Below are 15,258 nucleotides of genomic sequence, written 5' to 3'. Positions count from 1 at the left end.
CGTCGCAAGACATAATGAACGGGTTGTTCCATGTTTTCCAATCCTGACCTCCTGAAGTTCGTCTTCGGCCGGTTGACCCTCGATGCCATCCCCTATCACGAGCCGATCCTGGTCGTGACCTTCATCGGCGTCGTCATCGGCGGTCTCGCTGTGCTCGGCATCATCACCTATTTCAAGTTCTGGGGTCCGCTCTGGCGCGACTGGATCTGCAGCGTCGATCACAAGAAGATCGGCATCATGTATGTGATCCTCGCCGTCATCATGCTGCTGCGCGGCTTCTCCGACGCGATCATGATGCGCGTCCAGCAGGCGATCGCCTTCAACGGCTCGGAGGGCTATCTGCCGCCGCACCATTACGACCAGGTCTTCACCGCCCACGGCGTCATCATGATCTTCTTCGTGGCGATGCCCTTCGTCACCGGTCTGATGAACTTCGTGGTGCCGCTGCAGATCGGCGCGCGTGACGTCTCCTTCCCCTTCCTCAACAATTTCTCTTTCTGGATGACCACCGCCGGCGCGATCATCATCATGCTGTCGCTGTTCATCGGCGAATTCGCCCAGACTGGCTGGCTCGCCTACCCGCCGCTGTCGGGCGCGGCCTACAGTCCGGGCGTCGGCGTCGATTATTATATCTGGGGCCTGCAGGTGGCCGGTGTCGGAACGACGCTTTCGGGCATCAACCTGATCGCCACCATCGTCAAGATGCGTGCGCCGGGCATGACCTTCATGAAGATGCCGGTCTTCACCTGGACGGCGCTCTGCACCAACGTGCTGATCGTCGCCTCCTTCCCGATCCTGACGGCAACGCTCGCCCTGCTGTCGCTCGACCGCTACGCCGGCACGAACTTCTTTACCAACGACCTCGGCGGCAATCCGATGATGTACATCAACCTCATCTGGATCTGGGGTCATCCGGAGGTCTACATCCTCGTGCTGCCGGCCTTCGGCATCTTCTCGGAAGTCGTCGCCACCTTCTCCGGCAAGCGCCTCTTCGGCTACGCCTCCATGGTCTACGCCACCTGCGTGATCATGATTCTCTCCTACATCGTCTGGCTGCACCACTTCTTCACGATGGGCTCGGGCGCCAGCGTCAATTCCTTCTTCGGCATCACCACGATGATCATCTCGATCCCGACGGGGGCGAAGATTTTCAACTGGCTCTTCACCATGTATCGCGGTCGCATCCGCTTTGAGGTGCCGATGCTGTGGACGGTCGGCTTCATGGTAACCTTCGTCATCGGCGGCATGACCGGCGTCATGCTTGCCGTGCCGCCGGCCGACTTCGTGCTGCACAATTCGCTGTTCCTCATCGCCCACTTCCACAACGTCATCATCGGCGGCGTTCTCTTCGGCATGTTCGCCGGCGTGAACTACTGGTTCCCGAAAGCATTCGGCTTCAAGCTCGATCCGTTCTGGGGCAAGATGAGCTTCTGGTTCTGGCAGATCGGCTTCTGGTTCGCCTTCATGCCGCTCTATGTGCTCGGCCTGATGGGCGTCACCCGCCGTGTGAGCCAGTTCGAGGATCCGTCGCTGCAGATCTGGTTCATCATCGCCGCCTTCGGCGTCGGCCTGATCGCGCTTGGCATCGCCGCCTTCCTGATCCAGATCGTCGTCAGCTTCATGAAACGCGAGGAATTGCGCGACGACAGCGGCGATCCCTGGGACGGCCGCACGCTGGAATGGTCGACCTCCTCGCCGCCGCCGGATTACAACTTCGCCTTCACGCCCGTGGTGCACGATCATGACAGCTGGTACGACATGAAGAACCGCGGTTATGCGCGTCCGCTGGAAGGCTTCCGGCCGATCCATATGCCGAAGAATACCGGCACCGGCGCGATCCTGTCGGCCATCAGCGTCGCCCTCGCTTTCGGCCTGATCTGGTATATGTGGTGGCTGGTGGTCGTCTCCTTCGTCGCCATGCTGGTGGTCACGATCGGCCATACCTTCAACTACAGACGTGATTTCCACATCCCCGCCGAAGAGGTGACCGAAACGGAAGGCAAGCGCACCGCGTTGCTTGCCGAGCAGGTGTGATGACAATGAGCGATCAGACTATCGACACGGCCGAAAAGCCTGAATTCTACCTGACGGAAGACCATCATCCTGAGAACAGCACCAATCTCGGCTTCTGGCTCTATCTGATGAGCGACTGCCTGATCTTCGCTGTGCTGTTCGCGACGCATGGCGTGCTCGGCCGCAACTATGCCGCCGGCCCCTCGCCTGCCGATCTCTTCGATCTGCCGATCGTTGCCCTCAACACCTCAATGCTGCTCTTCTCCTCGATCACCTACGGCTTCGCGATGCTGCAGATGGAGCGCAACGCAAAGGCGGAAACGCTGTTCTGGCTCGGTGTGACCGGTTTGTTCGGCGCGGCCTTCATCGGGCTTGAACTCTACGAGTTCATCCACCTGATCCGCGAAGGCGCCGGGCCGACGCGCAGCGCCTTCCTCTCCTCCTTCTTCACGCTCGTCGGCACCCACGGACTGCACGTCACCTTCGGCATCATCTGGCTGGTGACGTTGATGGTGCAGGTGTCGATGCATGGGCTGATCGAGGCCAACCGCCGCCGCCTGATGTGCCTTTCGATGTTCTGGCACTTCCTCGACGTCGTCTGGATCGGCGTTTTTTCCTTCGTCTATCTGCTGGGAGTTCTCGGATGAGTCCGCAAGCACCTGCCCATGAGGATGCCCACGAGGCTCATCACGGCCACAGCCACGGCCATCAGGCCGGTCATGGCACGTTCCGCAGCTACATGACGGGCTTTGTGCTTTCCGTCATCCTGACCGCCATTCCCTTCTGGCTGGTCATGTCAGGCGCCTTCGACAGCCCGGCATTGACAGCGGTGCTGGTGATGGGCCTAGGCGCGATCCAGATCGTCGTCCATATGGTGTTTTTCCTGCACATGAATACCAGGAGCGAGGGTGGCTGGACGATCATGGCGCTGATCTTCACCCTCATCATCGTCGCCATCGCGCTCTCCGGTTCGCTCTGGGTCATGCATCATCTCAACACCAACATGATGCCGATGAGCCCCGAGATGATGAAGAACATGCCGTGACGGTCACGAAGGGGCGGCGGCAGCGTCACCCCCAGGCTCCCTCGGAAAAATCGGCTGGACGGCATTATCGGGTAAAACGCGCGACCTTCACCGTCTGTCTGGTGCTGCTTGCCGCGGCGCTCGCCGCACTCGGCACCTGGCAGGTCGAGCGCCTTGCCTGGAAGCGCGATCTCGTCGCCCGCGTCGATCAGCGTGTGCATGCCGCACCCATGCCGGCACCGACACGCGCCGACTGGGACAAGGTCAATGCCACCGATGACGAATATCGGCGGGTGACCGTGGTCGGAACGCTGGCGAACGACAAGGAAACGCTGGTCTATGCCTCGACCGCGCTCGGTCCGGGTTATTGGGTGATGGCGCCGCTGACGCTTGCCGACGGGACATCAATCCTCGTCAATCGCGGCTTCGTGCCGACCGACAGGCGCGACCCGGCCACGCGGCGCGAGGGGCAACCATCAGGCCCGGTCGAGATCGCCGGGCTGATGCGGATGACGGAGCCGAAGGGATCGCTGCTGCAATCCAACGACGTCGCGGCCGACCGCTGGTATTCGCGCGATGTCGCGGCGATCGCTGAAAAGCGCGGCGTCAGTGCGCCAGCGCCCTATTTCATCGATGCCGATGCCACGGCCAATCCTGGAGGCCTGCCTGTCGGCGGCCTGACGATCATCGCTTTCCCCAACAACCATCTCCTCTACGCGATCACCTGGTACGGGCTGGCGGCGATGGTGCTGGCATTGCTGGTCTTCGTCCTTCGCGGCGAGAGGGCTGCTGCATAATGCAGCAGTGATCCCCTTATGAAGCGACCCGGCTTATTGCATCGGCGAGCTGCGCCTGCGAGAACGGCTTGCCGAGACGGGGCAGATTGGCGATCCCGGCGCCTTCGGGGATCTCGGCGTAACCGGTTGCGAGGATGATCGGCATCTCAGGCCATTCGCTGCGGATCGCTTCCGCGAGCTGCGCGCCCGTCATGCGCGGCATGGCATGGTCGCAGATCACCAGGTCGACCTGCTGCTTGCGCAGGATGTCGAGCGCCTCTGGACCCGCCATCGCCTCGAACACGGTATGGCCGAGATCCTCCAGCATCAGTGTCGTATTCATCAGGACCAGACCATCGTCATCGACGGCGACGATGCGCAGCCGGCGCGCTGCATTGTCCTCCTGTTGCTGCCGGTCGGCAGCGGCCTCGGTCGCCTGTTCGACAATTGCGACCGGAAACCACAATTCGGCCGTCGTGCCTTCGCCGAGGCTGCTCTTCATCATCAGGCGACCGCCGGACTGGGACGCAAGGCCCTGCACCATGGAAAGGCCAAGACCGGTGCCCTTGCCGACACCCTTGGTGGTGAAGAACGGCGTGATGGCCTGCTCCAGCGTCTTGGCATCCATGCCCTCGCCTTCATCGATCACCGCGATACGGACATAGCGGCCGGGCGACAGCGGGCCCTTGCCTGATGGCAGCGATTCCTCGGAAGCGCGAAGCATGATCCGGCCGCCGGATGGCATGGCGTCGCGGGCGTTGACGACGAGGTTCAGGATCGCCATCTCCAGCTGGTTCGGATCGGTCAGGATCGTCGGCAGCCTGACGGGGAAAGAGGTCTCGATCACGGTGAGCGGGCCGAGCGAACGGCTCAGCATATCCATCATGCCGCGGACCAGGCCGGAGACGTCGATCGGCTCCATATGCAGTTCCTGCCGGCGGGAAAACGCAAGCATGCGCTGCGTCAAGGCGGCGCCACGCTGGGCGCCCTGCATGGCATTGTCGACCAGCGATGTCAGCGAGAGATCTTGCGGCATGCGTTTCTTGAGAATTTCGAGACTGCCGAGCACAGCCATCAGCAGATTGTTGAAATCATGGGCGATGCCACCGGTCAATTGACCGATCGCCTCCATTTTCTGCGACTGGAAGAGTTCTTCGCGAGCCTGCTCCAGTGCCCGCTGGGTCTCCATCTTCTCGGTGATATCACGGGTGATCTTCGCGAAACCGAGCACATCGCCTTCGTCGTCGCGGATGGAGTCGATGACGACGCTGGCCCAAAAACGGGTGCCGTCTTTGCGGACGCGCCAGCCTTCCCTCTCGAACCGGCCCTCGGCGCGCGCAATGCCTAGCGCCGTCTGCGGCACGCCAGCTTCGCGGTCCTCGGGGGTATAGAAGGTCGAGAAATGCCTGCCGATGATTTCTTGCGGCCGATAGCCCTTGATACGCTCGGCGCCAAAATTCCAACTGCTGACATTGCCTTCGGGATCGAGCATGTAGATCGCATAGTCCGAGACGCCCTGGACGAGCCGGCGGAACTGTTCTTCGCTCTGGCGGATCGCCTTTTCGGCCGCCCTGCGTTCGGTCAGGTCGCGGGTGATCTTGGCATAGCCGATAAGCTCGCCGGAGGGTCGGCGGATCGGATCGATGATCACATGCGCCCAGAAGCGGCTGCCATCCTTGCGGCGGCGCCAGCCTTCTCCCTCAAACCGGCCATGCTTCTCCGCCGTGGCCAGCGCGCGCGCCGGCACTCCCGCGGCGCGATCCTCTTCCAGATAGAAACGGGAAAAATGCTCGCCAAGAATTTCGGAAGGCTTGTAACCTTTGAAGCGCTGGGCGCCGGTATTCCAGCTGGTGACGATGCCTTCGGGGCTCAGCATATAGATGGCGTAGTCGGTGATGGCATCGACCAGAAGGCGAAAGCGTCCCTCTTCGTCAAGAGACGTATCATGTCGATTCAACGCTTCCATCGGCCCCTCTGAGTCACCAGCGCTTTATAACGCCGCGGCGGATGGATGGTTCCGAGAAACAGCCTCAAATTTTCAGACGGCCTTGACCTGCGGGTAGAACCTCTCGCCGACACGCTCAGCAGCGGCATAGGCCTGCGAGACGATCTCCGGGACGAGATCGATATCGGGCAGGCTGCCGAGGCCGAGCGGGCCGACGGCAAAGAGGCCGGCGACCGTCGAACCGTCCTCTAGAAAGGGCTCGCCGCGCGCACTGACCGCCAGGCCAAGCGAGAGCTCGTCCGGCATGGCAAGCCCGGCGGAAAGCAGGCTCTGCATCAGCGGCGCTGAAAGATCAGGCGCCTGACAGCGGCAATCGATGATGCGCTCGGCATGGATGACCTCCTCGGCAGCGGAACCGGCCGGCGTGAAGAACAGGCCGCTCAAGCCCCGGCGGCCGGCCCGGCCACGGCGCAGCACCGTGCGGCCTTCGGCGAGCTCGCGTTTCAGGCGCAGGTGCATGGCCTCCGGCAGGCGGTTGCGATGGCTGTCGTAGATCGCCCTGAGATGGCGGTTGAACTGATGCTTGTCGCGGGCCGGCAGCGAGCGCCAGAGCGAGCGGGCATGTTTTCTGAGGCCGTTCATCACCGATTGCCAGCTTCGCCCTGATTCTTCTGCCTCGCGGCAGGCTTCACGGATAAAGCGCACGATCTCCGGCAGGCTCTGCGGCAGCGTCTCGGCCGGGAACACCGGATCGGCGGAATTCGGCGTATGACTCTGGGGCAGGAAACCGCGCCTTGAAATGATCGTCACCTGGCCCGTGTAACCGGAATCGCGCAGCTGCAGCAGCTGGTCGACGACGCGGATGCCGCTGCCGAGCAGCACCGCATGCGGCCGCGCGACGAGGCGCTGGGCCCTGACCGGCGAAGCCTCCTCACCGCCGGCATCCGGCGCCGTCAGGCCGTAGCCGGTGGCGAGGATCACGGTGTCGAACAGCGGATTGGCGGGATTGGCGCTTTCGAGCAGGAAGCGGTTGCCGTGGCTCCTGCGGATCGCCACGACCGGATCGTTGCAGACCTGGACCGTGATATCCCTGCGCGCGGCGAGTGCTTCCGAAAAGCGCTGGTAGACATAATCGCTGAAGATCTCCTTCGGCACGAAGATCTGCCGGAATCCGGGAATGGCGGCCGGTACGGCGGCGCGGAAGGCGGCGTTGCTGCAGAGCCAATCGTTGAAATCGTCGTTGTCGCCGACCGAGACCGAGAGATCGCGGACGCGGGTGTTGAGGATCGTCGAGGAGTGGGCCGAGGCCAGCGCCTGCCCGCCGCTGACGGACGAATTCGGATCGAACAGCTGCAGGTGGAAGGGCGCGCGCACCGTCTTCATCAGCGCGATGGCCGTCATCATGCCGGAAAAACCGCGCCCGACGATGGCAATGCGCGGCACAGCTGATATCTGCGCCGCGGCATTGGCTCTCGCGGAAAAAAGTCCCTGAACCGTCATCGCAACTCCTTTGCGGCTTCATCCGCACCGTGGGTCGATCGAGGCTTCAACGCATAAAACAGCGGTTCACGCGTTGATGAGGGTCATGCGGCCATTCAAAACACCTGCCGCGGCATCGGGGTCCGAACCAGCGGCCCCGCAAGAGAACTAGGGGAGCAATCACGCCCGTCCATAGTCTATCAAACTGGTAGTGTATGAAAGCGCTAAATGGCGCAGGTGGCAAGAGGTTTGTTGCCACATCTTTTCAAGTTATTGAAAAATAATACAATTAGAAGTGTTCCGTGGAAGTGTGGCCGGGTTTTGCATCCCGAACTGCGAATTGATCTCAAAAAGTCAGGTCGGCAGCGACCTCAGCTGCCCTCGCCCGGATATTGTTTTGCCTTCAGCAGGCCTGCCAGATGCACCGTGTTGCGTGCCAGCATGTCGACGGCTTTCGTCACAACCTTCGGCACGTTGTCGAGATCGACGAAATTGGTGGAACCCATTGCCTCGCCGACCCAATAGGCGACCGCATTGGCCGGAATGGTGAAGCCGACGTCGTTCAGCGCCTGGAAGAGCTCGGCAGACACATGGTGGGCGCCGTCCTCATTGCCGACGACGGCAACGGCAGCGACCCTGCCATAGGAGACCATGCGGCCCTCATCGTCGGTCTCCTCGAGGAAGGCGTCCATGCGCTCCAGCGCCCGCTTGCAGACACTGGATGGCTGACCGAGCCAGATCGGCGTCGCCATCAGCAGGATATCGGCGTCCAGCACCTTGGCGCGAATATCGGGCCAGTCATCGCCGGCGCCTTCGTCGGAGGTGACGCCCGGCTTGACGTTGAAATCGGCGAGCCGAAGCACTTCGGTCACCACCCCGTGTGCGGACATCGCCTTGTCGATGAGACCGATCATCCGGTCGGTCGAGGACGCGTCCTTGGCGTCGCTCGTCTTCAGCGTGGCGTTGAGGGCGAGGGCTTTGAGCGGCATCGGTCACTCCGGTAGCGGTCGGCGGTTGGCGTTCGCCTGCTGCAACCCGTTCGCGCGCAGATTGTTCCCGCCCGGATGCGAGGAGACCTCACGTAAAAATAACCAACTGGTGAATTCTTTACTTGAACCCCCAAATGGAATCGGCAAAAGTGAAGGTGCTATCAATCCCTTCATGGATTTGCCGTCTTTTCGGGCCAGCGTCCGACCACACATCTATTGGAAAAAATACCGTGAGCAGCGATGCGTTAATACGCGCGACGAAGCCTTCGGCTTCGATGGCGCTTGCAACTGCGGCAGGCTGGGGCCGAGGTCTCTTCACCTTGGTGCGTATCACCATGATGGCCTTCCGCCACCCCTGGCAATCCGGCTTTGCGATCGGCGCCACGCTTGTGGCCTCCACCTTCCAGCTGATGATCCCGCACCTTCTCGGCCAGGCCGTCGACCACACGCAGCTGGCGATGAGCGGCGGTGCGGCGGGCCAGGCGGCACAGGACGCGCTTCTAACCACGGCGCTGCTGCTGCTCGGCGCCAGCGTGCTGCGCGGCCTCTTCACCATGGTTCAGAACTATTACAGCGAAGCCGTCGGCCATCACATCGGCTACGAGTTGCGGCTGGCCTGCTACGAGAAGATCCAGCGGCTCTCCTTCAGCTTTCATGACACCGTGCATTCCGGCGACCTGATCACCGTCGGCCTGCTCGATCTCGAAGGCGTGCGCATGTATTTCTCCACGGCACTCGTCCGGATGATCCTGCTGTCGATCCTGATCGGCATCGGCGCCTATATGCTGCTGTCGACCGATATCGTGCTCGGCCTGCTGGCGCTCTCCTTCGTGCCCTTCGTCGGTTGGCGCTCGTCGGTGACGCAACTCAAGCTGCGCGCCACCTGGCTCGACCTGCAGGAGCGGCTTTCGGTGCTGACCCGCATCATGGAGGAAAATCTCGGCGGCATCCGCGTCGTGCGCGCCTTTGCCGCCCATGAACACGAGATTTCGAAATTCGAGGCGGCGTCGAAGAGCGCGCTGGCGCTCGCCCATCAGCGCGTCGGCATCCGCGTTACCAACACCAGCGCCATGACCTTCTCCTTCTTCGCGGCGATGGGCCTGGTGCTCTGGGTCGGCGGCGGCAAGGTGATGTCGGGCGAGATCACCGTCGGCACGCTCGCCTCGTTCCTGACCTTCATGACCATCCTGCAGATGCCAGTGCGCCAGCTCGGCCTGATGGTCAATGCCTTTGCCCGCGCCTCCACCTGCGGCTCACGCCTCTTTGCCCTTCTCGACCTCGACATCGCGATCAAGGATGCGCCGGATGCGAAAGAGCTGAACCTCACGGACGGCGTGCTGCGTTTCGAGAATGTCAGTTTCGCCTATCCGGGTTCCGAAAAGCGCACCGTGCTCGACGATGTCTCCTTCGAAGCCAGGCGCGGCCAGACGATCGGCATCGTCGGCCCCCCCGGCAGCGGCAAGTCGACGATCGCGCATCTCATTCCCCGCTTCTACGACGTCAGCAGCGGCAAGATCACGATCGACGGCCAGGACATCCGCAAGGCGACGCTGCGATCGCTGCGCCGGGCGGTTGCCGTCGTGCAGCAGGATTCCTTCCTGTTCACCACGACGATCGAAAACAACATCGCCTATGGCGACCCGTGGGCGAAGGAAGGCCGCATCGAACGCGCCAGTGAGAGCGCCCAGTTGCACAATTACGTGCTCGGTCTTCCCATAGGTTATGGCACCGTCGTCGGCGAGCGCGGCGTTTCGCTGTCCGGCGGCCAGCGGCAGCGTCTTTCGATCGCCCGTGCGCTGATGCTGAAACCGGCTGTGATGGTGTTCGACGATTCGACGGCGGCAATCGACGCCGCCACCGAACAGCGCATCCGCGGCGCCATGCGCCGCTACGCCGCCGACCGAGTGACGATCATTGTCGCACACCGCCTGAGTTCGCTGATGCATGCCGACCAGATCCTGTTCGTCGAAGACGGCCGGATCGTCGAGCGCGGAACGCACGAAGCGCTGCTTTCGCTCGGCGGGCGCTACAAGGCGCTATACGACCTGCAGGTGCGGCCGGGCGACGAGGTCTTGAGCGCTTAGCGACCTACTCCCTCTTTTCCCCAGCGGGAGAAGTGCCGAGCAAAGCGAGGCGATGAAGGGGCGAGGAGCGGCAGCGACGAGTGCCCCGAGCGGAAGCGATGGGCAAATAAGGGTGTGTCGTGTGGCCCCCTCATCCGCCCTTCGGGCACCTTCTCCCCGCTGGGGAGAAGAGAAGACAAGTACTGAATGTGCAGGCCACCGGACGTGATGGCCGCGGGAGGAATGGCATGGCCGAGGAACTGGAAACCGAGCGTCCCGACGTTCGCGAGGATGGACGCCGCCCGCCGCGGGCGGTGGTCGGCTCGCATCGCGTCGAGGAGGAGATGTTCGGCAAGGCCTTCGACGGCAACATTGTCAAGCGCATCTGGGTTTTCGTTCACCCCTATCGCCGCCAGGTCCTGTGGTCGGTCGTCGCGGTTTTGACTTTCACGATGATGCAGCTCACCATCCCGCTGATCATCCGCTATGCCATCGACCATGGCATGTCGCCGGGCGGTAACCATTCGGCCCTGGTGTGGTCGATCGTCGCCTTTACCATCGCCATATCAATCAATTATGCGGCAAGCTACGCGCAGGAGACGTTGGTCGGCGGCGTCGCGGAAGACGTGCTCTTCGATATCCGCAAGGCGATGTTTTCGCATCTCCAGCGCGTCTCGCTGTCCTTCATGGACAAGACCGAAGTCGGCCGGCTGATGTCGCGCTTGCAGGGCGACGTCAACTCGATGCAGGAATTCCTCGAAACCTCGGTGCTGTCAGTCGGCGACATCGTGCTGCTCTTCGGCATCGTCTTCGTGATGCTCTATCTCGATTTCAAATTGGGACTGCTGACGCTCTCGGTGCTGCCGGTGCTGTTCATCGTCCGACTGTTCTGGCTGCCGCTGGCGCGCAAATCCTTCATGGCCGCGCACGAGACCAATTCGGTTGCGAATGGTGCGCTTGCCGAAGCGATCCACGGGGTGCGTGCCGTCCAGAGCATGGATAGGCAGGGGGTCAACTTCACGCTTTATGACGACAAGGCGCATGCCAACCTCAAGACGCATCTGACGGCGGCGCGCTACGCGCAGGTGATGGTGCCGATCGTCGACAGCCTGACCGGCGTGGCGATGGCGCTCGTCATCGTCGTCGGCGGCGCCCGCGTTCTCAATCAGGCGCTCGATGTCGGCGTGCTCGTCGCCTTCCTGTTCTACATCCAGCGCTTCTTCGACCCGATCCGTTCGCTGACCCTGCAATATTCGGTGATGCAGCGCGCCATGGCGTCGGGCCAGCGGCTGACCGAAGTGCTCGATGTGCCAGTCGACATCAAGGACGCGCCCGATGCCAAGGCCTTGTCGCGCGACATGGACGGATCGGTGGAATTCAAGGACGTCGTCTTCGGCTACAATCCGAAACATCCGGTGCTGAAGCACGTCAGCTTCAAGGTCAATCCCGGCGAGACGGTGGCGCTGGTCGGGCCGACGGGGTCCGGCAAATCGAGCTGCATGTCGCTGATCCATCGCTTCTACGACGTGCAGCAGGGCCAGGTGCTGGTCGGCGGCGACGATGTGCGTGATCTGACGCAGGATTCGCTCGGAGCGCAGATCGCCATGGTGCTGCAGGAACCCTTCCTCTTTACCGGCACCGTCTTCGAAAACATCCGCTACCACAAGCTGGAGGCGACGCGCGAACAGGTGATGGAGGCGGCAAAGGCCGTCGGCGCGCATGACTTCGTGATGCGCCTGCCCAATGGTTACGACAGCGTTCTCGGCGAGCGCGGCGGCAACCTTTCGCTCGGCCAGCGCCAGCTTTTGAGCTTTGCCCGCGCATTGGTGGCGGACGCGAAGATCCTCGTGCTCGACGAGGCGACGGCCAATATCGACAGCTATACCGAGATGCTGATCCAGAAGGCGCTGGTGAAGCTGCTCGAAAACCGCACCGGCCTCGTCATCGCCCATCGCCTCGCGACGATCCGCGAGGCGGACCGCATCATCGTGCTGCAGAACGGCGAAATCATCGAAAGCGGCGACCACAGCCAGCTTATGAAGAACGGCAAGCTCTATTCCAAGCTCTACAATCTGAACTACTCCTCCTTCGACGACATTCCCGAAGATGTGCTGGAAGGGACGACGGCAGCGGAGTCGGCGACGTGATCTCAGGCGACATGCATTAATGCCTGTCGCAAAGTTTGAACGAACAAACGCCTTGCTGCCGCATTTATTTCCTATCGGGGGACGAGTGCCACTGAGGAGAATGTTATGAAGAGAATTATTAGCAGCCTGTTGATCGCAACGGCCCTTGTTGGATCGGCCATTCAGCCCGCTGCCGCGCGTGATCGCCATCACCACGATGATACGGGCCGGGCTATCGCTGGTGGCGTTGCCGCAGGCGTCGTCGGCGGTCTGATCGGTGGCGCGATCGCCAATAGCGGCCCTCGCTACGTCGATGGTCCGCGTTATGTCGAACCCGCGCCGAGATGCTGGTATGAGGACCGCGATGTCCGCAACCGCTATGACGGCGGCTATCATATCGAAACCGTGCGGGTCTGCGAGTAGCGGGCGGACCTCGCCTTCCATCGGCGCGGATCTGATCATTCGTCGTCGCCGTTGATTTTCGCCATCACCGAGGCTGCATCCGCAAGCCTCGGTTTTTCTTTGCTCGGCCAATGCAGTTAGCCTGCGGTCACTCCCATAGCAAAAATTTCTGGCTGCCTCGGCCGCCTGTCATGCGGCTGTTAGAGACGACCAATAGCTGAAAGCCGATGAATGATGGTCCAGTGAACGACGGCAAGTCGCAAAAAAAAGAACGCATGCGCTTCGTCAGCGCCGAGCAGGTGGCGCAACTGGCGGGCGTTTCGCGCTCCGCCGTCTCGCGTACCTTCACGCCGGGCACCAGCGTAGCGCCTGCAACGCGCGAAAAGGTGCTGCAGGCGGCGCAAGAGCTCGGCTACCATGTCAACGACCTGGCGCGCGGCGTGCTTGCCAATCAGAGCCGCCTGGTCGGCATTGTCGCGACCCGGCCGGAAGTGGGTTTTCGCGCGCATCTGGCCGCAGCGCTTGCCACATGCCTGATCAAACGCGGCAGCATCCCGATTCTCATCAATACCGGCCAGACGGAAGACGAGCTGCTTGCCGCCCAGAAGATGCTGATCGGTCATCGTGCCGAGGCGATCATCATCCTGTCCGGCTCGCCGCCGGCGAGTTTCTTCGAACTCGCACAGCGAAATGGCCAGCCGCTCGTGGTGATCGGCCGTTCGGAACCCGATGCCGACCATGTGCGCGCCGGCAACTCCGAGGCCTCCCGCAAGGCGGCGACGGCCTTTTACGAAAGCGGCAGACGGCGGCTGGCGGTCATCGGCTCCAACACCGGAACGCCTTCCATCTTCGAGCGCGAAAGCGCCTTCCTGTCGACAGCCGAATCGCTCGGCACATCCGTCGTCGTGGGACGAGGCGGCGATTCCGACTATGACGGCGGCGTCACTGCCGCACGCGCGCTCTTCTCGCAGACAATAAAGCCAGACGCCGTTTTCTGCGCCAACGACCAGATTGCCTTCGGACTGATGGATGTCGTGCGCCTGGAAGCGCGGCTGCGCATCCCCGAAGACGTCGCCGTCATCGGCTTCGACGACGTGCCGGAATCCTCCTGGCTGAGCTACCGGCTGACCACCTTCCGCCAGGATCCGTTGACCATGGCGCAGCGCGCCGTCGAGCTGATGGAGCGGCGGCTTGAAAACCCGGGCTTGCCTCCAGGTTACGAACGCGTCATTCCGGAGCTCGTCATCCGCCAGAGCTTCAGACCCTGACCCTCTCCCACGGCTTTTCGCAGGCGCCATCCTGTGGCAAGAAGGGCTGACTATTTATTTGACGCATGTCGTTATCCCAAAACCGCTGCACACTTTTGGGCGACATGCATGGGGAGGAACATCGCCTGAGATGAAGGGAATCCGCCAGCTCGCCGAGCATCTCGACATTTCGATCGGAACGGTGTCCCGTGCACTGAACGGCAAGCCCGACGTCAACGACGAAACGCGCCGGCGCGTGCTCGCCGCCGCCGAAGAGCTCGGTTACGTCGCCAATCAATCGGGCCGCAGCCTTCGCCAGGGCATGACCAACGTCATCGGGCTGATGCTCGAAGTGAGCCGCGAGACGGTCGAAAACAGCGACGACTTCTTCCTTGGCGTCACAGACGGGCTGCAGAGCGTCTTTTCCCGCCACAAGCTCGATCTCGTCATGCTGCCCTGTCCCGATGACGAGGACCCGCATGAATATCTGAAGCGCATGGTGGCGCGCCGGCTTGTCGACGCGCTGATCATCTCGGCGACACGGCGCACCGATAGGCGCATCGAGCTTCTGGAAAAGGCCCGCATCCCCTTCGTGGCGCTTGGCCGCAGCGCGTCGGGCGGCAGCTACACCTGGATGGACCTCGATTTCGAGGGCGTGGCGGCGCGCGGCGTCGACCGGCTGGTCGCCAAAGGTCACCGGCGGATCGCGGTGGCCGCCCCCTCCTCCGACATCAATCTCGGCTATCTCTTCCTCGACGCCTACCGCCAGGCGCTTAAACGGCACGGTATTCCCTTTGACCCGGCCCTCGTCATCCGGGTCAAGTCAAGCGAACAGGGCGGTTATCAGGCCGGCCACGAATTGCTGATGATAGAAGAGCGGCCGACGGCGATCATCCTGATCCACGAGCTGATGGCGATCGGGCTTTACCGCCGGCTTGCCGAGGCCGGCATCGTGCCAGGCCGCGACCTCGCCGTTGTCGGTTTCCGCGAGGAGCCGCGCACGCATTTCCTGCAGCCGACGCTGACCTCCTTCCGCATGTCGCTGCGCGATCTCGGCGCGCAGCTCGGCGAAACCCTGCTCGCCACCATGCCGGCCTATGCCGATCATTATCCGCAGGGCGCCCGCAACAGGATATGGCCGCTGGAACTCGTTCCCGGCGAAAGCGACGCCTTCACGCTGACGGCCTGAAGCCG

12 protein-coding genes are annotated in these 15,258 nt (G+C 62.4%); 9 read left to right on the top strand and 3 right to left on the bottom strand.

Features of this window, described 5'->3' with window-relative positions:
* Nucleotides 1-30: 30 nt before the first annotated feature.
* From cyoB to RlegSU303_RS29110, 4 genes are read left to right on the top strand one after another with little or no spacing between them, the layout of a single operon-like run.
* A complete protein-coding gene (cyoB, locus tag RlegSU303_RS29125) occupies nt 31-2,034 on the top strand; it encodes a cytochrome o ubiquinol oxidase subunit I (RefSeq protein ID WP_017957802.1) in 2,004 nt (667 codons plus the stop codon).
* A 5-nt stretch (nt 2,035-2,039) separates the two neighbouring features.
* Nucleotides 2,040-2,660: a cytochrome o ubiquinol oxidase subunit III gene (gene cyoC / locus RlegSU303_RS29120; protein WP_026158359.1), complete on the top strand. Its 621-nt coding sequence runs from the start codon at nt 2,040-2,042 to the stop codon at nt 2,658-2,660.
* On the top strand, nt 2,657-3,058 hold the full coding sequence (cyoD, locus tag RlegSU303_RS29115) for a cytochrome o ubiquinol oxidase subunit IV (RefSeq protein WP_017957800.1): 402 nt from the start codon (nt 2,657-2,659) through the stop codon (nt 3,056-3,058). Before cyoC ends, cyoD begins: the two co-directional genes overlap by 4 nt.
* The gene (locus RlegSU303_RS29110) at nt 3,055-3,834 is read left to right on the top strand and encodes an SURF1 family protein (protein WP_017957799.1); all 780 of its coding nucleotides are present in this window, start codon (nt 3,055-3,057) and stop codon (nt 3,832-3,834) included. The genes cyoD and RlegSU303_RS29110 overlap by 4 nt, the downstream gene beginning before the upstream one ends.
* 16 nt (nt 3,835-3,850) lie before the next feature.
* On the opposite strand, the gene RlegSU303_RS29105 is transcribed toward RlegSU303_RS29110, so the two are convergent.
* From RlegSU303_RS29105 to RlegSU303_RS29095, 3 genes are all read right to left on the bottom strand, one after another.
* The gene (locus RlegSU303_RS29105; RefSeq protein WP_017957798.1) at nt 3,851-5,779 is read right to left on the bottom strand and encodes a hybrid sensor histidine kinase/response regulator; all 1,929 of its coding nucleotides are present in this window, start codon (nt 5,777-5,779) and stop codon (nt 3,851-3,853) included.
* Between the two features lie 72 nt (nt 5,780-5,851).
* Nucleotides 5,852-7,258: an FAD/NAD(P)-binding protein gene (locus RlegSU303_RS29100; RefSeq protein ID WP_017957797.1), complete on the bottom strand. Its 1,407-nt coding sequence runs from the start codon at nt 7,256-7,258 to the stop codon at nt 5,852-5,854.
* Between the two features lie 350 nt (nt 7,259-7,608).
* The gene (locus RlegSU303_RS29095; RefSeq protein ID WP_017957796.1) at nt 7,609-8,226 is read right to left on the bottom strand and encodes a flavodoxin family protein; all 618 of its coding nucleotides are present in this window, start codon (nt 8,224-8,226) and stop codon (nt 7,609-7,611) included.
* Nucleotides 8,227-8,348: 122 nt separating this feature from the next.
* Between RlegSU303_RS29095 and RlegSU303_RS29090 the strand changes: the two genes are divergently transcribed.
* From RlegSU303_RS29090 to RlegSU303_RS29070, 5 genes are all read left to right on the top strand, one after another.
* Nucleotides 8,349-10,310, top strand: a complete 1,962-nt coding sequence (locus RlegSU303_RS29090; RefSeq protein ID WP_222402069.1) for an ABC transporter ATP-binding protein — start codon at nt 8,349-8,351, stop codon at nt 10,308-10,310.
* A 227-nt stretch (nt 10,311-10,537) separates the two neighbouring features.
* Entirely contained in the window at nt 10,538-12,436 is a 1,899-nt protein-coding gene (locus tag RlegSU303_RS29085; RefSeq protein WP_020485927.1) for an ABC transporter ATP-binding protein, read from the top strand.
* A 105-nt stretch (nt 12,437-12,541) separates the two neighbouring features.
* Nucleotides 12,542-12,838: a hypothetical protein gene (locus RlegSU303_RS29080; protein ID WP_017957793.1), complete on the top strand. Its 297-nt coding sequence runs from the start codon at nt 12,542-12,544 to the stop codon at nt 12,836-12,838.
* A gap of 206 nt (nt 12,839-13,044) precedes the next feature.
* Nucleotides 13,045-14,085 (top strand): LacI family DNA-binding transcriptional regulator, encoded by a 1,041-nt coding sequence (locus RlegSU303_RS29075; protein ID WP_017957792.1) that lies wholly within the window; start codon nt 13,045-13,047, stop codon nt 14,083-14,085.
* A 130-nt stretch (nt 14,086-14,215) separates the two neighbouring features.
* Entirely contained in the window at nt 14,216-15,253 is a 1,038-nt protein-coding gene (locus RlegSU303_RS29070) for a LacI family DNA-binding transcriptional regulator (RefSeq protein WP_017957791.1), read from the top strand.
* The last annotated feature ends 5 nt before the right edge of the window (nt 15,254-15,258 follow it).

Origin of the sequence: Rhizobium sp. SU303 (assembly GCF_021052345.1) — a bacterium.
Lineage (GTDB): Bacteria > Pseudomonadota > Alphaproteobacteria > Rhizobiales > Rhizobiaceae > Rhizobium > Rhizobium laguerreae.
This window is presented reverse-complemented; position numbering and strand designations above follow the sequence as displayed.

What these genes read in the sequence shown, in the direction of transcription:
- cyoB (WP_017957802.1), top strand. Translation starts at nt 31, where the DNA reads ATGTTTTCCAATCCTGACCTCCTGAAGTTCGTCTTCGGCCGGTTGACC.
- cyoC (WP_026158359.1), top strand. Translation starts at nt 2,040, where the DNA reads ATGAGCGATCAGACTATCGACACGGCCGAAAAGCCTGAATTCTACCTG.
- cyoD (WP_017957800.1), top strand. Translation starts at nt 2,657, where the DNA reads ATGAGTCCGCAAGCACCTGCCCATGAGGATGCCCACGAGGCTCATCAC.
- RlegSU303_RS29105 (WP_017957798.1), bottom strand. Translation starts at nt 5,779, where the DNA reads ATGGAAGCGTTGAATCGACATGATACGTCTCTTGACGAAGAGGGACGC.
- RlegSU303_RS29100 (WP_017957797.1), bottom strand. Translation starts at nt 7,258, where the DNA reads ATGACGGTTCAGGGACTTTTTTCCGCGAGAGCCAATGCCGCGGCGCAG.
- RlegSU303_RS29095 (WP_017957796.1), bottom strand. Translation starts at nt 8,226, where the DNA reads ATGCCGCTCAAAGCCCTCGCCCTCAACGCCACGCTGAAGACGAGCGAC.
- RlegSU303_RS29085 (WP_020485927.1), top strand. Translation starts at nt 10,538, where the DNA reads ATGGCCGAGGAACTGGAAACCGAGCGTCCCGACGTTCGCGAGGATGGA.
- RlegSU303_RS29080 (WP_017957793.1), top strand. Translation starts at nt 12,542, where the DNA reads ATGAAGAGAATTATTAGCAGCCTGTTGATCGCAACGGCCCTTGTTGGA.
- RlegSU303_RS29075 (WP_017957792.1), top strand. Translation starts at nt 13,045, where the DNA reads ATGAATGATGGTCCAGTGAACGACGGCAAGTCGCAAAAAAAAGAACGC.
- RlegSU303_RS29070 (WP_017957791.1), top strand. Translation starts at nt 14,216, where the DNA reads ATGAAGGGAATCCGCCAGCTCGCCGAGCATCTCGACATTTCGATCGGA.